Here is a 17,889-nt window from a genome sequence, read left to right on the forward strand (position 1 = left end):
CGGCGGTCGCCGCACCCGACCCGGCACATCGAGACACACGAAACTAGAACGTGTTCTAGTATGGCGGACGTGGATGTTTCCTACGACGCGACCAAGCGCGAACTGGCGACCGACAAGGGCACGATCCAGTACCACGAGGCCGGCGACCCCGACGCTCCCCCGCTGATCTTGCTGCACGGATCCGGCCCCGGGGTGACCGGCTGGCGCAACTATCGCGGAAACCTGGGCTTCTTCGCGCAGACCCATCACACGTTCATCGTCGAGTTCCCCGGTTTCGGTGTGAGCGATCCGGTCGAGGGCCACCCGGTGCTGACCGCGGGCAGCTCGGTCACGCGATTCATGGACGGCCTGGGCATCGAGTCGGCACCGATGATCGGGAACTCGATGGGCGGCGTCGTCGGCATCAACCTGGCGATCAAGAAGCCCGACCGCGTCGAGAAGCTCGTGACCATCGGCGGCGTCGGGCCCAACGTCTTCAGCCCCTCCCCCAGCGAAGGCCTGCGACTACTGCAGGAGTTCACCGACGCCCCCGACCGCGACAAGCTGATCCGCTGGCTCAACTCGATGGTCTACGACCGCTCGATCGTCACCGACCAGCTCATCGAGGAGCGGTGGGAGGCGGCTACCAATCCGGACGCCCGCCAGACCGCCGCGATGATGTACGGATCGAAGGCCTTCGAGATGCAGCAGCAGTTCATGGCCGCTTCCGACACCCCGCCCTACTGGTCGATGATGCACAAGGTCGCCTGCCCGACGCTGCTGACCTGGGGCCGCGACGACCGCGTCTCCCCGCCCGACATGGCGATGGTGCCGATGCGCCTCATCCCCGACGCCGAGCTACACGTCTTCCCCCGGTGCGGTCACTGGGTCATGATCGAGGCGAAGCAGGCCTTCGAGACGACCGCCGCCGCTTTCCTCGCGCGCTGATCAGGCCTTTCGCAGGATCGAAACGGCGAAGTCCGCGCCGTCGTGCCAGGGCCGGACATCCCAGGTCGACAACCGCAGATCCAACCGGAGGCCCGCCTCGGCGACAGCGGCGTCGAAATCCGCCAGTGCGAGGTCGCGGTTGGTGTGGAATCCGACGACGAGAACGCCGTCGTCGGCCAGGTGCGCCGCCAACCGCTGCAACACCAACGCTTCGGTGCCGGGCGCGAGGAAGACCATGACGTTGCCCGCGCACACGATCGCGTCGAACGGCTCGGTAATACCGCGGGCCGCCAAGTCGAGCTCGGCGAGGTCACCGACCAGCCACGTCGGCCCCGGATGATCCTGTTCGGCCGCGGCGATCAGCGCCGGATCGACGTCGACGCCGACCGCCCGGTGACCGACTTCGTGAAGGTATCCGCCGATCCGGCCCGGTCCGCAGCCCGCGTCGAGGATGCGTGAGCCGCGCGGAACCATCGCGTCGATCAACCGCGCCTCGCCCACCAGATCGGCCCCTTCGGCGGCCATCGTGCGGAACCGCTCGATGTACCACTCGCTGTGGCCTGGTTGGGTTTCGGTGATCCAGCGGGGTTGCGGCGTCGGCATGAGACCAGCCTAGGCCTCGGCCCGAGCGCTCTATTCGACCGTGCGCAGCAGGACCCGGAACCGGGCGCCTCGACCGGGTCCGTCGCTGGTGGCGGTGAGGGTGCCGTCATGCGCCTCGACGATCGCGCGGGCGATCGTCAGCCCGATGCCGGTTCCGCCCGCCTCGCGGGTGCGCGACGCATCGGTGCGATAGAAGCGGTCGAACACGTGCGGCAGGTGCTCCGCGGCGATCCCGTCACCGGTGTCGGCGACGGTCACGGCAACGTGGTCGGGGCCGGCGAGCCGAGCGGCCACGGTCACCCGGCCGCCGCGCGGAGTGTGCCGCGCGGCATTGTTGAGCAGGTTCTGCAGCACCTGGGAGATCCGCTGCGGATCGACGTCGATCGGCGCCGCGACGGTCGGCCCGACCACCAGGTCCACTCCGTCGTCGGCGAATCGGGCGCGCGCCTCGCCGACCGCGGCGTCCACCAGCTCGTCGGCCCGCATCCGCTCCAGCCGCAGCGACGGCACGCCCTCGGTCACGTCGGAGACCTCGGCGATGTCGTCGGCGAGGCGCTGCAACCGCACTGCGGCTCCACGCACGACGCCCAGCGTCCGCTCGTCGGGCTCGCGGATCCCGTCCTCGATCGCCTCGAGCGTCGCCGTGATGGTCGCCAGCGGGGTGCGGATCTCATGGGCGAGATCGGACAGCATGCGCCTGCGGGTGTCGTCGACGTGCTGCAGTCGCTCGGCGAGCGCGTTGACCGTCGCGGTGAGTTCGTCGAATTCCTCGGCCACCCCGGAGGGCGCGACGCGCACGCGGTAGTCGCCCGCCCCGATCCGCGCGGTCGAGGTCGCGACCTGCGACACCGATCGCTGCACCCGGCGCGATATCACCCAGCTGACGCCGGCGGCCAGCACCACCGACACGCCCACGCCGACGGCGATCGCGATGACCATGGCGAGCGCGAACGCGTGCTCCACGTGCGCGGCCTGCTCCGACCCCGGTTCCAGATGTGCGTGTTCGAGATGGCTGTGGAACACGGTCGGAGCGATGAGATAGGCGACGATCCCCGCCGTCCCGGCGCACACCGCGATGAGCAGGCCGAGCAAGGCCAGCAGCCGCCCCGCGACCCCGCGCGGCGAACGCGACTGACGAACACCATCCTCAGTCGCCGTCATCGGTACCCGCTCCCATCCGGTAGCCGACGCCCCGGACCGTCCGCACGTATCTCCCCGTCGACGCGGAATCGCCGAGCTTGCGACGGAGGCTGGCGATGTGGACGTCGATGAGGTGGTCGTCGGCGACCCAGTCCTCGCCCCAGACGCGGCCGATCAGGTCGGCCCGCCGAAAGACGATGCGAGGGTTGCTCGACAGCGCGTCGAGGAGGTCGAACTCCGTGCGGGTCAGTCCCACGGCTCGTCCGTCCACCGTCACCTCCCGCCCCAGCGGATCGACGACCAGATCGCCGACCACGCGCCGGTCCCCGGCGCCCGGCTCGGCACTCGGCGACCGTGGCCGGCGCAGCATCGCATCGACCCTGGCCAGCAGTTCGCGCGGACTGAACGGCTTGGTCACGTAGTCGTCGGCACCCACCGACAGCCCGATCAGCTTGTCCACCTCGTCGGCCCGCGCCGTCACCATGACGATGTACGCATCGGTGAACGTGCGCAGACGGCGGCACACCTCGACGCCGTCCATCGACGGCAGCCCGAGATCGAGGATCACGACGTCCGGCGGGGTGGCCTGCGCCTTCCGCACCGCTTCCTCGCCGTCACCGCACACCTCGACGTCGAACCCGCCGCTCGCGAGATACTCGCGCAGCAGGTCGCGCAGGTCTCGCTCGTCCTCCACGACGAGCGCCCGCAGTCCGAGGGCGCCGCGCCGGGGTTCGGGATTGCTCACGACTCCATCGTGACCGGTCACGGGCCCGACGGCCGCCCCGGGGGTCGATCTTGACGAGATCTTGAGGTCGCGTCCCGGGGAACCTTGAGCGTCGCCGGGCACCGTGGTCGCATGCCCCTTCGCGTGAACGGATCCCTTGCCCCCGAGCCCGATTCCCGAGTACCCGCGACCGGCCTGGCCGGTCTCGTCGGCAACACGCCGGTCGCCCGCATCGACGAACCCTTCGCCTCCGACGGCTCGGGGTTCTGGGCCAAGCTCGAATGCTTCAATCCTGGCGGAGGCATGAAGGACCGCCCCGCGCTCCACATGGTGGCGCGCGCCCGCGACCGGGGCGAGCTGCGACCGGGCGCGCGGATCGTCGAGTCCACCAGTGGCACGCTGGGGATGGGGTTGGCGCTGGCCGGCATCGTCCACGGCCATCCGCTCACCGTCGTCACCGATCCCGGACTGGAGCCCATCGTCGTGCAGATGCTCACCGCCTACGGCGCGACGATCGACGTCGTCGAACAGCCCTCGCCGACCGGCGGATGGCAGCAGGCCAGGCGGGAACGGGTCGCCGAGCTGCTCGCCGACGATCCGACCGCGTGGTGCCCGGACCAGTACAACAATCCCGACAACGTCGCCGGCTACGAGTCGCTCGCACTCGAACTGTCGGCGCAGCTCGGCGACATCGACGTCCTGGTCTGCTCGGTCGGCACCGGAGGGCACTCGAAGGGGGTGGGCCGGGTGCTGCAACGCGCCAACCCCGACATCGAGATCATCGGCGTCGACACGGTCGGGTCGACCATCTTCGGCCAGCCCGCCCTGCCGCGGATCATGCGCGGCCTCGGTTCCAGCATCTACCCCGCCAACGTCGACTACGACATGTTCACCGAGGTCCACTGGGTGGCCCCGCACGAAGCGGTGTGGGCGTGCCGCGCGCTCGCCGCCAACCACTACGCGTCGGGCGGGTGGAGCGTCGGCGCGGTGGCCCTCGTCGCCGGGTGGGTGGCCCGCACGCGCGGTTCCGGCGCCCGCGTCGCCGCGATCTTCCCCGACGGGATGCAGCGCTACTTCGGCAGCATCTACGACGACGAGTACTGCACCGAACACCGGTTGCTCGGCGGGCCTCCGGCGCAGTCCCCCTCGACCATCGACGACCCGTTCGCGACGACGGTGCGTTCGTGGACGCGCTGCGCCAAGCCGCGCAATCCCCGGTCGTTGCCGGCTCCGGTCGACGAGGCGACAGCATGAGCGGGCCGACGGCACCGGCCCGGCCGACGTGGTGGACGACGTTCCGGTCCTTCGACCGGCCCAGCAAGGTGCTGATGGTCAACCAGTTCACCATCAACCTGGGCTTCTACATGCTGGTGCCGTATCTCGCCGCCTACCTGGGCGGCACGCTCGGCCTGGCGGCATGGCTGGTCGGATTCGTGCTGGGCGTGCGCAACTTCTCCCAGCAGGGCATGTTCCTGGTCGGTGGCACACTGGCCGACCGCCTGGGTTACAAGAAGCTCATCGTGGCCGGCTGCCTGCTGCGCACCGGCGGGTTCGCGTTGCTCGCGACCGTCGAGTCGGTCCCGGGGATCCTGGTCGCGGCCGCCGCAACCGGGTTCGCCGGGGCGCTGTTCAACCCCGCGGTCCGCGCCTATCTGGCCGCCGACGCCGGTGAGCGTCGCGTCGAAGCCTTCGCGGTGTTCAACACCTTCTACCAGGCGGGGATCCTGCTCGGCCCGCTCGTCGGGGCCGTTTTGGTGAGCGTCGATTTCCGTGTCGCCGCCTGGGTGGCGACGGGGGTGTTCGCCGTGCTGACGGTCGCGCAGTTGCTCGCCTTGCCGGCCGACCCGGTCCACGACGGCCAGCGCCGCGCCTCCGTACTGGAGAACTGGGCCTCGGTGATGAGCAATCGGCGGTTCCTGGGTTTCTCGGCCGCGATGATCGGCAGCTACGTGCTCAGTTTCCAGGTCTATCTCATCCTTCCGATGATGGCGCAGCGGTGGAGCTCCTCCCCCCGGCTGGCCTCGATCATCACGTCCGGCGTCTTCGTCGTGACCGGCATCGTCGCGATCGCCGGTCAGATGGGCGTGACCGCTTGGGCGGCAAGACGTTTCGGCGCGACCCGGGCACTCGTCGTCGGCATGGTCGTCATGGGATGTGCCTTCCTGCCGCTTCTCGCCCCCGCCTTCGGCGGCGGCACGGCGGTCCTCGCCGGTGCGTTGACGTTGACGGCCGTCGGACTCGCGATCGCGACGATCATGATCTTCCCGTTCGAGATGGACACGATCGTCGGCCTGGCCGGCGACAAGCTCGTCGCCACCCACTACGGCATGTACAACACGATCGTCGGCGTTGGCATCCTCGTCGGGAACATCTCGACGGGTGCGCTGTTCGGCTGGGCGGTGGGGCACGGTGTTCCCGCCGTCATCCCCGTCGTCCTGGCGGCCGTCGGCCTCGTCACCGCGGCGCTGCTGGCGCGCTGGCGGCGCGGCGAGACCCGGGTCGGCCCGGCCGAGGAGGAACGGGAAAGCCGGGACGGCGCCGCCCGGTCATTTGCGCGCTGACGGCCGCAACGACGCGACGATCCGGTCGGCGATCGCGGGATCGACCGCACCGGCGACGCCCTGCTTCAGCGAGATGATCAGCACCACCGATCCCGGCTGGCCCAGGATGGTCGTGGCGACCATGATGTGCTTGGCCGAGGGCGCCCCACACTTCTCCTTCCCGATCTGGGTCACGTCGGCGTCGACGCGCAGCGCGGGCCGGCCTTTGACGGTCAGCGCTTGCGGAACGGAGAACTCGACGACCGGCGTGACCTCGTCGTCGGTTGTGTAGACCCGCTTGACCGTGCGCTTCTCCAGCCGTATCGCGTCCTCGACCGTCGGGGCGTCCGACGAGCCGGCGAGGCCGGTCAGCGCGACCGACTCCTCGCGGCACTCGGCCGGTTCGGGCATCGTCGACTCGGCGGCACTGTTCATCGCCCGGACGATACAAACCCCGAAGGGGCCATTCTCACACTTGGTCTCCCACCCGACGATGGTTCCGCAGGTCAACGCCTTCCACTCGGCGGGGACATCGTAGGTCAGGCCGCGCGGCCCGACGATCGTCTGCCACCCGGGCGGAGTCGCCGCACTGGCGAGGGGTGCGTACCGATCGCATCGCGAGGCGGCCGACGGGACACGAGGCGTCCGCGGCGTCGGAGGCGCGGTGACCGAGTAGTCGCTACTCGCCCGGTCGTCGACTTTGCTCTCCCGGTCTTGCAGCATTCCGGCGATCCCGGCCCAGAGGACTCCGGCGACGAAAAGCACGCCGACGATCGCTGCCGCGATCCACCCCCGGCCCGCTCCCGATGACTCAGGCGTCGGTGCCGACGAGTCCAGGCCCCGGTACGGCTGCGCCGGCGACGGATCGACCGGCGCCCAAGACGGAGATGGTGCCGGAGACGGAGATGGTGCCGGCGACACCGGGTACTGGCAGGGCGCCGTGTCGGTCGAATCGGCCACGGACTGCCAGGTGTCACCGTAGTCGTCGATGTAGCCGGGCTCGTCCCCGCGCCCTTCGGCTGGTCCGGAATCGGCAGGCATGACCCCAGCGTATTCAGCGGGGTGGGCGCGGCACCAACGGGCCGTCCGCCTCTCGATCGACGTAGGGGGTCACCGGCTCCCCCATGATCACGGCCACCAGGTTCTTGAACGCGTCGCTGCCCGGGTCGTCGAAGTAGTCGCCGTGCCCGGCAGCACCGCGCACGCGTCGACCGTCGGAGAAGTCGCCGGTGTCCATCCGGACCACTCCGGGCGTAGCGTCCGGATCGCCGCCGTGACGTCCCGAGGCCTGGAACGGATGGATCGGGTCTCCCGGTGCGGTGATCGAAAACCTGTGGGGATCAGCGGGATTGGTCCACGCATCCGCTCCCCCGGGCAGCACTCCGGTGCCCGACGCGGACGCGTAGACCACGCGGTCCGCCCGGAGGCCCAGCTGCTCGGCGGTCCCGACGACGGCTCCCCCGTAGGAATGACCGATATAGGTGGTCGCCGCGCCCGGCGCGTGGGCGGCGATCTCCGCGTCGAGCGCCCGTCCGAAGCCGACGAGGCTCGGAGCCATCGACGTGGCGAACCTCGGCGAGAGGGCGTTCGCCAGATCCGGCGGGAAGTCCCCGTCCATGAAGAGGAAGACCGGTGCTCCGCTGCGATGGGCGAGTTGCCACGCCGCGGCGCGATTGGATGCCGCACCGTCCATGGTGGTTCCGGTGCCCGGCACATACACGCCGACCCCGCGGGTGGCCGGGTGCAACTCACCGAACATCTCGACCGACCGCCCATTCGGGGTGTTTGCGAAGGAGACGAACCGGCGTCGCACACGACGGCCCGGCTCGTGTGGGTCGGGGATGGTCCCGAGCATCGACCTCAACTCGGTCGCCCGCGCCTGATCGCCCGCGCCCCGGCGAATCTCGGCCTCCAGCGCCTCTTCGATCGCCCGCCGATTGGCCGCCATCCGTGCGGGGAACGCGACCGCCTCCAGGTTTCCCATCGCCTGCGGGTTGGCGATGATGAGCCGATCGATGTCGGCCGGGCTCATCCGCGCCAAGAACTCGCGCTGCTGGTCCGGGGTCATCGCGACCAGCCGATTCACCACGTCGTCGGGATCGCGCGGGCCCTGCGGGGTGGCGACAGCGACGTGGCCCGCTTTCATGGCCGCGAGCTCGCCGGCCAGCCGCGACAGTTCGGTGGCCCGACGGCGGTCGGTCTCGTCGAGTTCGGCCAGCGCCGAGCGGACCCGGTCGTCGGGTTCCGTCCGCTCCCCCGGTGCATCGACGCCTCGGCGTCGGGCGTCCACCCGTTCCGATCCCTGCTCGGCCGCGAGCCGCAGGACGCGGTCGCGGCCACGCGCGAGATCTGCCCCGGCGTCCTGCGCCGCGTCGGCGAAGGCGCACAGCACCCGCGCCACCTCGTCGGCGTGGTCGACCTCCTGGGCGACGCGTCGCGCCGCGGCCCGCGCGGCCACTCCGTGCCACCGCCGCAGAGCCCGCAGCTTCGCCTGCGCGCCGCGGACTTCGGCCCGCAGCGTTCGCCCGTTGGCGCGCGCCTGGCGCGCCGCTTCGTCCAGGGGCCGCGGGGGCCAGCCGGCGACCTGCTCGACGGTGAGCATCAGCGGTCCGCCAAGCTCGCCAGCGCGCGCCCGGCGGCCGCGTCGTCGTCGACGGCGGCGGCCTCGAACTGACCGAGGATCTGGCCGAGAACGTCGAGGCGGCCGGCGATGCCGAGCCCGGCACATTTGGCGGCGTCGGCGGCCGAGCGCACCGCGGTCATGCATTGAGCGTTGCCCGGTGTGCCTTCGAGGTCGCCGACGTCCAGGTTGGCCAGGACGCGAGCGCTGCGGCGCCAGTCGCCGGCCAAGGCCTTGATCTCGTCGCGGTCGACACCGAACGCGGGTTGGGTGAGTCGAGGGAACGGTAGCGGGGTCATGCACAGTTGGACGCAGCCGGCGCCCGGGCGGTTCCCTCGCCGGGGTTCAGGAACCGGTGCGGGCGAGTTCGATGAGCTTGGCGACCGTGTTCAGATTGCGGCCGGTGCCGGTGTGGCCGAGCGTGCGTTTGATGACCGCGGGCGTCAACTTGGTCCCGGCAGCCCCGTCGTCGTAACGGATGTGGAGGTCGGCACCGATCACCGCGACGTGCTCCGTCGCGGCGGCGCGCTCGGCCAGCGCATCGGCGTCGTCGGGGGTGGGAACGCCGGTGAGCGGGTAGACGTAGGAGAACTTGGGTTCCACGACCTCGAACGGGTGCGCGGCGAGCGCGGCGGCCAACTCGTCGGGGGTACGGCTGATCACCTCGCGGTAGTAGCCGAATTCCGCCTCGATCTCCCGTTCCAGCGCCGCGTCGAACTCCGCCGGCTCGCCCGGCGGCGTGTACAGCAGGTTCCCCGACGCGATGTACGTCGAAACCTCAACCGCGCCAAGACTTTCCGCGATGTCGCGCAATCGCGCCATGGGCAGTTTCGCACCGCCGACGTTGACGGCGCGGATCAGTCCGACGCGCTCACTCACCGGAAGGACGAGAGGTCCGTGCGGATGAGCATCACGTTGTAGTCGTCCCAGCGCGACGCCACGAAGTAGAGGGCGTTGCCCGTCTCCCGCGGCCAGATGTAGGGGGCGTAGAGCTTGCTGATCTGCCTCGCGGGAACGATCACCCGCGGACTGCTCCACGGTCCTTCCGGCTTGGTGGCGGTGCGCATGGTGATGTTGCCGCCGCGCGCGGCGAGCAGGACGAATCGTTTGAGGTAGTTGTTGTAGCGCACCGACACTTCCGAGATCGGCTCCGTCGCGATCTTCACCGCGTCGCCGCTGTAGCCCGACCAGCGCCCGCCGCCGCGGTAGTACTGATAGGCGTTCATGTCGAGGAGGCGGCCGGCCGGAACCCGGGCCAGGAACAACGCACCGTACCGACCGTTCGGCGTCCCGTACTGGTAGACCCAGGGGCCTCGGCGCATGAACGCGCTCACCTGGAAACGACCTTGGCCGGTGGCGGTGTGCGGAACACCCGGGATGTTCACCTCGTGGTTGGAGCGGATGGTGTTCGGTTCGACCGTCCAGGATTGGCCGTTGTTGCGCGAGGTGGCGATGGCCGAGAAGTGCGTCACCCAGCGGCCGGGTCCGCCCCATTTGTAGATCGACATGAACGACAGGTACTGCACGCCGTTGATCGAGATGCCCGCCGTCGGGATGCGGCCGAGTTCGACGTTGCGCACGCCGACCGCGTTGGTGATCGGCTGGGCGAACGTCGGATGCGCCGCCGTGACCGAGGCGCCCGAGCGCGCGTTGCCCGGTCGCGCGTTCGGGAACGTGATGCCCTTGGACACGTCGCTGTTCCCGTTGGCCCGCAGCATGGTGTTGTGCCGCCACACCATCGCACCGTTGCATTTGCCCCAGGTGTCGCCGAAGGCCATCAGGATCTGGCCGGAACCGTTGTCCCAGGGAACACCGACGTCGGTGGCCGTGATGGCGAACCGCTTGTCGGTGCGGTTAGGACTCAACGGGCCGGTCACCCACTGCACCGTCTGCGACGGGCCGCCCTTGAGCTTCTTCAGCGGCATCTGCGGCTTCTTGCCCGGCGCCGAGTAGCTGCCGAAGTCGATGCTGCCCATCCCGATCCTCGACGAACCCGCGCTGCCGGTGCTGCCGACGTCGTGGCCGACGGGTCCGAGGGCGTTGCAGGGCGAGGCCTCGGCGGTCGGCGACGCCATCGTCAGCGCGGTCACGGCCATGCCGACGGCAAGTCCGGCGGCAAGAATGCGGCGTGCGGGCATGATGAGTCCTATCGAAATGTTACTGGTGTGACAATTGTTGTTTGAGTTCGTCACTGGCGCGAGGGCCGCGACCGAATCGCAACATCGTCGTGACGGTACCCTCATTTCCCGTGAACGGCGACGGCGAGGACATCGTGGAGATGTCCACCGACGGGGCATGCCTGGGCAACCCGGGCCCGGGAGGCTGGGGCGCGGTGTTGCGCTATCGCGGCCACGAGAAGCGGATCTCCGGCGCGGCGCCAGACACGACGAACAACCAGATGGAACTCACAGGAGCGATCGAGGGCTTGGCCGCGTTGACCAAGCCGTCGACCGTCGTCCTCTATACGGATTCCAGCTATGTCCGCAACGGCATCACCAAATGGGTCACCGGCTGGCAGCGCAACGGCTGGCGTACGGCTGACAAGAAGCCCGTGAAGAACCTCGAACTGTGGCAGCGCCTGATCGAGGAGGAGTCCCGGCACCGGGTGACGTGGAGATGGGTCAAGGGCCACAACGGCGACTACTACAACGAGATCGCCGACGAACTGGCCACCTCGGCCGCGAAGGCGCTGCGCGACGGTCAGTAGGCGTCATGCTCGCGAGGCCACGGCGAACGTGCGCGTGAACGGGAAGACCGTCCCGGACTCGCGCACCGGATAGGCATCGCGCAGCGCTGCCCGGTACTCGTCGGCGAATCGGCCGCGCAACCCGTCGTCGAGCCCCTGGAGGAACGGCCGGGCGCCGGTGCCCGATACCCACTCGAACACCGGGTCGTCGCCGTCGAGCACCTGCAGATAGGTGGTCGACCAGGCGTCGACGGTGAGCCCGAGGCCGGTGAAGAATTCGAGGTAGCGCTCCGGCCCGAGCGGTGCCAGCCGTCGTGCGTCGGCGAGATGTGCTCGGTAGGGGTCGCGGTCGGCGAGGTCGTACAGCAGGCGATGCGACGGCTGGTCGGCGTTGTTCGGCACGCTGAGGGCGAGAACGCCAGCGGGGGAGAGGTGCCGGATCAGCCGGTCCAGCACCGCCCACTGATCGTCGACCCACTGGAACATCGCGTTCGAGACGATCAAGTCGGGCGGCTCCGGCGGAATCCACGTCGTCACGTCGGCGACCTCGTAGCGCACTCGATCGTCGTCGTTGCCGCTTCGGGCCCGGGCGATCATCTCCGGCGACGAATCGAGCGCGAGGATCTCCGCGCGCGGCCACCGTCGGCGCAGTAGCGAAGTGAGATGTCCGGGTCCGCATCCGAGGTCGACGAGGCGTGCCACGTCGTCGGGACCGCGGTCCACCGCGCTAGTCAATTCCACGAACGGCCTGGTCCGGTGATCGGCGAAGGCGAGGTAGGTCGACGGATCCCAGGTGGTCACGGTCGCGAGCGTAGTCCCGCCCGTCGCCGCGTGGCTACGATCGAGGAGTGGGTCCGGTTCTCACCTTCGTCGCACACTACTGGTGGCTGATCTTCCCGGTCAGCGCCATCGCTGGCCCATGGCTGCACCGTTACAACCGCCAGGTGGAGAAGCGACGCCAGTACAAGCTGGAGATGGCCCGCGCGAAGTCCGCGGCGCAGATCGAGGAACGGCGGTTGACCCGGGTCAACGCCGAGCAACTGCGCACCGCGCTGCGCACCCACGACGACGTGGACGAGCGCTGGTGGAACTACGAGATCGACCTCGCCACGATCATCAGCTATCCGATGCTCGTCGACGTGCGCGAACCGCTCACCCGCGAATTCCACAAGGCAAAGGGGCGTGCCGATATGCTGCGGCCGCCGCCGGGCGTGGAAGTCGACGATCCGGTCGCCTTCGTCGAATACCGCGACGCCGTGGTCGAGTACGCCGCAGCCTTCGATGCCGCCGAACGCGAGGCGCGCCGTCGCAAGCAGGCCGACTTCTCGCCGATCGAGCGCGAGGCGCTGGAACGCGCCCGGCGCCTGGTGATGATCGCCGCTGACGAGGCAGCCACCCCCGCCGAGCGTCAGGCCGCCTACCGCAAGGCGCGCAAAGAACTCGACGGGCTGATCGAGATTCCGGTCGTGGGAGCCCAGCAGCTCGAGCACTCGATCGCCAAGGAACTCGAAGGCTAACGCCGAGTGGGCACCCCACCCACGCCGAGTGGGCACCCCACCCCCGCCGACTGGGCACCTCACCTGCGCCGAGTGGGCACCCCACCCCGTCGAGTGGCCTATAGATATGGCGCAGTGAGGAACTCCAAGAAGTGGCCGCTGGGGTCGCGCAGATAGACGCCGCGGCCGCCGTGCCCGCTGTTCGTTTCACCGAGCTTGGTCATCTGCGGATCTGCCCAGAACTCGACCTCCTGCGCGCGCAGACGATCCATCGCGCGATCGAAGAGCCCCTCGTCGACCAGAAGCGCGAAATGTTGCGGCTGGATTTGGTCGACCGGGGGAGAGGCGAACTGCAGCATCGCCCCCGTGCCACCGTCGAGCAGCAGGTTGCGGAACGGGCCCCAGGCAGGTCCCTCGTCGAGCTCGAAGAGATCCCGGTAGAAGTCGGCCGCGGCGTCGCGGTCCGCTGAAACAACAATGATGTGGTTGAAAGTGACTGTCACAGTAGAGCTTTCACATACCGCGCCTCCATGCCTGGCGCAGTCCGCCATCGACACGCGACGCTGACCGCCACGCTACTCCGCGGCGACCAGTGTCGACAACCGCGACGACGGGGGCTGAGGTGCCCACTCGGCGTAGGTCAGGTGCCCACTCGGCGTAGGTGAGGTGCCCACTCGGCGGTTACGGGACCACGTTCACCATGCGACCCGGCACGACGATCACCTTGCGCGGCTCGCCGTCGAGCAGTGCGGCGATCTTCTCGTCGGCCAGCGCCGCCTCGCGCAGTGCGTCCTCGTCGGCGTCGGCGGGGACGGTGATGCGGCTGCGCACCTTGCCCTTCACCTGGATCGGGATCTCTATGGTGTCCTCGACCAGCCACTTCTCGTCGGCCTTCGGGAACGGCCCGCGCGCCAACGACTCGCTGTGCCCGAGGCGCTCCCACAGCTCGTCGGCGATGTGCGGCGCCAGCGGTGCCAGCATCAGCACCAGCGGCTCAACGACCGCGCGCGGCGCCCCGATGGCACCCGGCCCACTCGCGCCCCCGGCCGAGTACGACTTCGTCAGATGGTTGGTCAACTCGATGAGCTTGGCGCCGGCGGTGTTGGTGCGCAGATTCGCGAAGTCGTCGCGCACCCCGTCGATCGCTTTGTGCAGCGCGCGCAAATCATCCTCGGTCGGATCGGCGTCGGTGACCCGCACCGCGCCGGACTCCTCGTCGACGACGAGCCGCCAGACTCGCTGCAAGAACCGTTGTGCGCCAACGACATCCTTCGTCGCCCACGGTCGTGACTGGTCCAGCGGACCCATCGACATCTCGTAGACGCGCAGGGTGTCGGCGCCGAAATCGCGCGCGATGTCGTCGGGCGCAACGGAGTTCTTGAGCGACTTGCCCATCTTCCCGTACTCCTGGGTGACCTCGGCCCCCTCGTAGAAGTACTTCCCGTCGCGCTCCTCCACCTCCTCGGCGGGCACGTAGACCCCGCGCGCGTCGGTGTAGGCGTAGGCCTGGATCATGCCCTGGTTGAACAACTTCCGATACGGCTCGCGGCTCGTCACGTAGCCCAGGTCGTACAGCACCTTGTGCCAGAACCGCGAGTACAGCAGGTGCAGGACAGCATGCTCGACGCCGCCGATGTAGAGGTCGAGGCCGCCCGGGTCGTTCTCACCGTGAACGGACGGGCGCGGCCCCATCCAATACGCCTCGTTCTCCTTGGCGCACAACGTTTCCGAGTTCGTCGGGTCGATGTAGCGCAGCTGGTACCAGGACGATCCGGCCCACTGCGGCATGACGTTCACGTCGCGCGTGTAGGTCTGCGGACCGTCGCCCAGATCCAGTTCGACGGTCACCCAGTCGGTCGCCTTGGCCAGCGGCGGCGACGGCTCGGAGTCGGCGTCGTCGGGGTCGAAGGCGACCGGTGCGTAGTCCTCCACCTCGGGTAGCTCGACGGGCAGCATCGACTCGGGCAGCGGATGCGCGTTGCCGTCGGCGTCGTAGACGATCGGGAAGGGCTCGCCCCAGTACCGCTGGCGGGCGAACAGCCAGTCCCGCAGCTTGTACTGGACCGTGCCTACGCCGGTGCCGTCGGCTTCCAGCTTCTCGATGATCGCCGTCTTCGCGTCGTCGACGGAGAGCCCGTCGAGGAACCCCGAGTTCACCAGCGGTCCGTCACCGGTCCACGCAGCCTCGCCGACGCCTTGCTCGGAGCCGATGACCTCGCGGATCGGCAGCCCGAACGCGGTCGCGAACTCGTAGTCGCGGGTGTCGTGGGCGGGCACCGCCATAATCGCGCCGGTGCCGTAGCCGAGGAGCACGTAGTCGGCGATGAAGACGGGGATCTGCTCGCCGTTCACCGGATTCGTGGCGTAGGCACCGGTGAAGACACCGGTCTTCTCCTTGTTCTCCTGGCGTTCCAGATCGGATTTCGCCGCGATCGACGCACGGTAGTCGGCGACAGCCTCGGCCGGGTTGTCTCCGCCACCGGTCCACCGCGGGTCGACGTCGGCGGGCCACGCATCCGCGACGATCTCATCGACGAGCTCGTGCTCGGGGGCCAGCACCATGTACGACGCCCCGAACAGCGTGTCCGGACGGGTCGTGAACACCTTGATCGCGTTCTGCCCGGGCAGGGCGAAGTCGACGTGCGCGCCGCGCGACCGCCCGATCCAGTTCCGCTGCATCGTCTTGACCTTCTCCGGCCAGTCGAGCAACTCGAGGTCGTCGAGCAGACGGTCGGAGTAGGCGGTGATCCGCATCATCCACTGCCGCAGGTTCTTGCGGAACACGGGGAAGTTGCCGCGCTCGCTGCGCCCGTCGGCGGTGACCTCCTCGTTGGCCAGCACGGTGCCCAATCCGGGGCACCAGTTGACCAGCGAGTTGCTCAGGTAGACCAGACGATGATCGTCGACGACAGCGCGACGCTCGTCGGCGGTCAGCTCCGCCCACGACCGCCCGTCATCGAGAGTCCTTGCGCCGGAATCGAATTCGGTGATCAGCTCGGCGATGGGCCGCGCTTCGCCGGCCTCCTCGTCGAACCAGGCGTTGTAGATCTGCAGGAAGATCCACTGCGTCCACCGGTAGAACTCGACGTCGGTGGTGGCGATGCGACGACGCTCGTCGTGCCCGAGTCCGAGCCGCCGGATCTGACTCAGGTACCGCTCGATGTTGGCCTCGGTCGTGGTGCGCGGATGCGTTCCGGTCTGCACCGCGTACTGCTCGGCGGGCAGACCGAACGCGTCGAACCCCATCGTGTGCAGCACGTTGCGGCCCGACATCCGGGAGAACCGGGCGAACACGTCGCTGGCGATGAAGCCCAGCGGGTGACCGACGTGCAGCCCCGCGCCCGACGGGTAGGGGAACATGTCCTGGATGAACAGCTTGTCGTCGGGGGAGTAGGCGCTCACGTCGCCGGCGAGCGGTCCGACCGGATTCGGCGCCTGGTAGACGCCGCGCTCATTCCACTCCGATTGCCAGCGCGCCTCGATCTCGTTCGCCAGCTGCGCGGTATAGCGGTGCGCGGCAGCGGGCTCGGCGGCATTGGGCTTCGATCCAGTCACCCGACCAGCGTAAATGGTGGCCCGCACCACGACGTAGAGTGGTAGCCGTGGTTGACGTCTTCGCACTCGTCGTGGCGACGATCGCCGCCGTGAGCGGCCTCGCCTGGATCGTGTTGGGCATCGCCGGTTGGACGGGAATCTTGCGTCGCAACCGCTACTTCGGCATCCGCAGCGCCGAAACCATGCGCAGCGAACAGGCCTTCGCGACGGCGAATCGGGTCGTCGCACCCGGGCTCATCGCCACCGGCCTGTTGGCACTCGTCGCAGCCGGGCTCGCCGTCTCCGAACGCGGTCTCGCCGGCATCGTGCTCGGTGTGATCGGCACGGTCGTCGCGCTGGCCCTCGTCGGCCTCCTTTCCGGCACGGCTATCAAGGCCGCGGCCGCCGTCCCCGTGCCCGACGACGACCAGCCCGCGGGATGCGGTTCCGAATGCGGCTGCGGCGGACAATCCGGTCCGGACGCGGACGACACCGAAGCACGCGCCGACGATGAGCCCGACATCTGCGGCACCGGTACGACGTGCGGGAGTTGTGAGATGCGCGACGCCTGTTTCGACGACGCCGAGCGCGCCAGGGCCTGACGGCGTGGGCTTCTCGCCGCGCGCTCTGCTCGCCAAATCCCCGATCGACGGCTTCGTCCTCGCGATTCTCGCGGCGGTCGTGGTCGCCGCATTCCTTCCGGCCCGCGGCACCTTCGCCGAGGTCATGGACTGGGTGGTCATCGCTGCCATCGCCCTGCTGTTCTTCCTCTACGGCGCGCGACTGCATCCACGCGAGGCGCTCGCGGGTCTCACCCACTGGCGTCTGCACCTCATCATCCTGACCTTCACGTTCGTGGTCTTCCCCATCTTGGGCGTAGCCATGCGCCCGGTCGTCGAGCCCCTCGTCGGAGAGAGCCTGTACCTGGGCCTGCTGTTCACCTGCCTCGTCCCGTCGACGGTCCAGTCGTCGATCGCGTTCACCTCGATTGCCCGGGGGAACGTTCCCGGAGCCATCGTCAGCGCCTCGCTCTCGAACCTGCTCGGAGTGTTTCTGACTCCGGTGCTGGTCGTGGCGCTGATGAGCACGCAGTCCGGGATGCACATCGACGGTTCGGCGATCCTCAAGATCATGGCGCAGATCCTGCTGCCGTTCCTGCTCGGCCAACTGGCCCGACCGTGGATCACCGGCTGGCTCAAGAAGCACTCCGAGCCGACCAAACTGGTCGATCGCGGATCGATCGTGCTGGTCGTCTACGTGGCCTTCTCCGAAGGCGTGCGCAACGACATCTGGTCGCGGGTCAGCGTGGGCGAGGTGGTTTCGGTAGCCGTGATCGCCACCGTCATCGTCGTCGCGATGCTGCTCGCCACCGGCAAGCTGCCGCCCAGGCTGGGCTTCGACCGGGCCGACACCATCGCGATCCAGTTCTGCGGGACGAAAAAGAGCCTCGCCACCGGGCTTCCGATGGCGACGGTGCTCTTCGCCGGCGGGACGGTCGGCCTGATAGTCCTACCGCTGATGATCTTCCACCAGATCCAGCTCATCCTGTGCAGCATGCTGGCCTCGCGCTACGCCAAACAGGCGGACGCGCAGTAGCGCGATCAAGACCGCCATTGAGC

18 protein-coding genes are annotated in these 17,889 nt (G+C 69.0%); 7 read left to right on the forward strand and 11 right to left on the reverse strand.

The annotated features are described in order from the left end of the window. The first annotated feature begins 69 nt into the window (after positions 1–69). The gene (locus GOARA_RS16240; RefSeq protein WP_040523809.1) at positions 70–927 is read left to right on the forward strand and encodes an alpha/beta fold hydrolase; all 858 of its coding nucleotides are present in this window, start codon (positions 70–72) and stop codon (positions 925–927) included. Here GOARA_RS16240 and GOARA_RS16245 read toward each other — a convergent pair whose 3' ends face one another. From GOARA_RS16245 to GOARA_RS16255, 3 genes are read right to left on the reverse strand one after another with little or no spacing between them, the layout of a single operon-like run. Further along, entirely contained in the window at positions 928–1,530 is a 603-nt protein-coding gene (locus tag GOARA_RS16245; RefSeq protein ID WP_007323508.1) for a class I SAM-dependent methyltransferase, read from the reverse strand. A 30-nt stretch (positions 1,531–1,560) separates the two neighbouring features. Further along, on the reverse strand, positions 1,561–2,691 hold the full coding sequence (locus GOARA_RS16250) for a sensor histidine kinase (RefSeq protein WP_007323509.1): 1,131 nt from the start codon (positions 2,689–2,691) through the stop codon (positions 1,561–1,563). Beyond that, positions 2,678–3,415 carry a response regulator transcription factor gene (locus GOARA_RS16255; RefSeq protein ID WP_007323510.1) on the reverse strand — a complete coding sequence of 246 codons (738 nt, stop codon included), beginning with the start codon at positions 3,413–3,415 and terminating at the stop codon, positions 2,678–2,680. Before GOARA_RS16255 ends, GOARA_RS16250 begins: the two co-directional genes overlap by 14 nt. A gap of 111 nt (positions 3,416–3,526) precedes the next feature. Here GOARA_RS16255 and GOARA_RS16260 point away from each other — a divergent pair, with 111 nt between their 5' ends. Next, positions 3,527–4,648, forward strand: coding sequence for a PLP-dependent cysteine synthase family protein (locus tag GOARA_RS16260; protein ID WP_007323511.1), 1,122 nt, complete (start codon positions 3,527–3,529; stop codon positions 4,646–4,648). Then, positions 4,645–5,955, forward strand: coding sequence for an MFS transporter (locus GOARA_RS16265; protein ID WP_007323512.1), 1,311 nt, complete (start codon positions 4,645–4,647; stop codon positions 5,953–5,955). The genes GOARA_RS16260 and GOARA_RS16265 overlap by 4 nt, the downstream gene beginning before the upstream one ends. Here the strand turns inward: GOARA_RS16265 and GOARA_RS16270 are convergent. Genes GOARA_RS16270 through GOARA_RS16290 form a run of 5 tightly spaced genes read right to left on the reverse strand, consistent with a single transcriptional unit; the run spans position 5,941 to position 10,692 of the window. Then, positions 5,941–6,975 carry a DUF8017 domain-containing protein gene (locus tag GOARA_RS16270; RefSeq protein WP_007323513.1) on the reverse strand — a complete coding sequence of 345 codons (1,035 nt, stop codon included), beginning with the start codon at positions 6,973–6,975 and terminating at the stop codon, positions 5,941–5,943. The two genes, GOARA_RS16265 and GOARA_RS16270, sit on opposite strands and share 15 nt — an antisense overlap. A 13-nt stretch (positions 6,976–6,988) precedes the next feature. Then, positions 6,989–8,536, reverse strand: coding sequence for an alpha/beta hydrolase (locus GOARA_RS16275; RefSeq protein ID WP_007323514.1), 1,548 nt, complete (start codon positions 8,534–8,536; stop codon positions 6,989–6,991). Beyond that, entirely contained in the window at positions 8,536–8,853 is a 318-nt protein-coding gene (locus GOARA_RS20305) for a hypothetical protein (RefSeq protein WP_007323515.1), read from the reverse strand. The genes GOARA_RS16275 and GOARA_RS20305 overlap by 1 nt, the downstream gene beginning before the upstream one ends. 46 nt (positions 8,854–8,899) lie before the next feature. After that, positions 8,900–9,433: a DUF1697 domain-containing protein gene (locus GOARA_RS16285; protein WP_007323516.1), complete on the reverse strand. Its 534-nt coding sequence runs from the start codon at positions 9,431–9,433 to the stop codon at positions 8,900–8,902. Beyond that, positions 9,430–10,692: a glycoside hydrolase family 183 protein gene (locus tag GOARA_RS16290; RefSeq protein WP_007323517.1), complete on the reverse strand. Its 1,263-nt coding sequence runs from the start codon at positions 10,690–10,692 to the stop codon at positions 9,430–9,432. The genes GOARA_RS16285 and GOARA_RS16290 overlap by 4 nt, the downstream gene beginning before the upstream one ends. Before the next feature lie 140 nt (positions 10,693–10,832). Between GOARA_RS16290 and rnhA the strand changes: the two genes are divergently transcribed. Next, entirely contained in the window at positions 10,833–11,261 is a 429-nt protein-coding gene (gene rnhA / locus GOARA_RS16295) for a ribonuclease HI (RefSeq protein ID WP_050947330.1), read from the forward strand. A 3-nt stretch (positions 11,262–11,264) separates the two neighbouring features. Here the strand turns inward: rnhA and GOARA_RS16300 are convergent, their stop codons facing one another. Further along, complete coding sequence (locus tag GOARA_RS16300) at positions 11,265–12,041, reverse strand: methyltransferase domain-containing protein (protein WP_007323519.1); 777 nt, start codon at positions 12,039–12,041, stop codon at positions 11,265–11,267. 47 nt (positions 12,042–12,088) lie between these two features. Between GOARA_RS16300 and GOARA_RS16305 the strand changes: the two genes are divergently transcribed. After that, the gene (locus GOARA_RS16305) at positions 12,089–12,757 is read left to right on the forward strand and encodes a hypothetical protein (RefSeq protein ID WP_007323520.1); all 669 of its coding nucleotides are present in this window, start codon (positions 12,089–12,091) and stop codon (positions 12,755–12,757) included. Between the two features lie 98 nt (positions 12,758–12,855). On the opposite strand, the gene GOARA_RS16310 is transcribed toward GOARA_RS16305, so the two are convergent. Further along, positions 12,856–13,239, reverse strand: coding sequence for a VOC family protein (locus GOARA_RS16310; RefSeq protein WP_007323521.1), 384 nt, complete (start codon positions 13,237–13,239; stop codon positions 12,856–12,858). A gap of 178 nt (positions 13,240–13,417) precedes the next feature. Then, positions 13,418–16,291, reverse strand: a complete 2,874-nt coding sequence (leuS, locus tag GOARA_RS16315) for a leucine--tRNA ligase (protein WP_007323522.1) — start codon at positions 16,289–16,291, stop codon at positions 13,418–13,420. A gap of 47 nt (positions 16,292–16,338) precedes the next feature. Between leuS and GOARA_RS16320 the strand changes: the two genes are divergently transcribed. Both GOARA_RS16320 and GOARA_RS16325 read left to right on the forward strand, forming a co-directional pair. Continuing rightward, positions 16,339–16,872 carry an SdpI family protein gene (locus GOARA_RS16320; RefSeq protein ID WP_050947323.1) on the forward strand — a complete coding sequence of 178 codons (534 nt, stop codon included), beginning with the start codon at positions 16,339–16,341 and terminating at the stop codon, positions 16,870–16,872. Positions 16,873–16,876: 4 nt separating this feature from the next. After that, the gene (locus GOARA_RS16325; RefSeq protein ID WP_007323524.1) at positions 16,877–17,866 is read left to right on the forward strand and encodes a bile acid:sodium symporter family protein; all 990 of its coding nucleotides are present in this window, start codon (positions 16,877–16,879) and stop codon (positions 17,864–17,866) included. Positions 17,867–17,889: the final 23 nt, after the last annotated feature.

Origin of the sequence: Gordonia araii NBRC 100433 (genome assembly GCF_000241265.1) — a bacterium.
GTDB classification, from domain to species: domain Bacteria; phylum Actinomycetota; class Actinomycetes; order Mycobacteriales; family Mycobacteriaceae; genus Gordonia; species Gordonia araii.

Coding starts and splice junctions, on each gene's coding strand:
- GOARA_RS16250 (WP_007323509.1), bottom strand. CDS start 2,691: ATGACGGCGACTGAGGATGGTGTTCGTCAGTCGCGTTCGCCGCGCGGG.
- rnhA (WP_050947330.1), top strand. CDS start 10,833: ATGTCCACCGACGGGGCATGCCTGGGCAACCCGGGCCCGGGAGGCTGG.
- GOARA_RS16260 (WP_007323511.1), top strand. CDS start 3,527: ATGCCCCTTCGCGTGAACGGATCCCTTGCCCCCGAGCCCGATTCCCGA.
- GOARA_RS16290 (WP_007323517.1), bottom strand. CDS start 10,692: ATGCCCGCACGCCGCATTCTTGCCGCCGGACTTGCCGTCGGCATGGCC.
- GOARA_RS16245 (WP_007323508.1), bottom strand. CDS start 1,530: ATGCCGACGCCGCAACCCCGCTGGATCACCGAAACCCAACCAGGCCAC.
- GOARA_RS16270 (WP_007323513.1), bottom strand. CDS start 6,975: ATGCCTGCCGATTCCGGACCAGCCGAAGGGCGCGGGGACGAGCCCGGC.
- GOARA_RS16275 (WP_007323514.1), bottom strand. CDS start 8,536: ATGCTCACCGTCGAGCAGGTCGCCGGCTGGCCCCCGCGGCCCCTGGAC.
- GOARA_RS20305 (WP_007323515.1), bottom strand. CDS start 8,853: ATGACCCCGCTACCGTTCCCTCGACTCACCCAACCCGCGTTCGGTGTC.
- GOARA_RS16265 (WP_007323512.1), top strand. CDS start 4,645: ATGAGCGGGCCGACGGCACCGGCCCGGCCGACGTGGTGGACGACGTTC.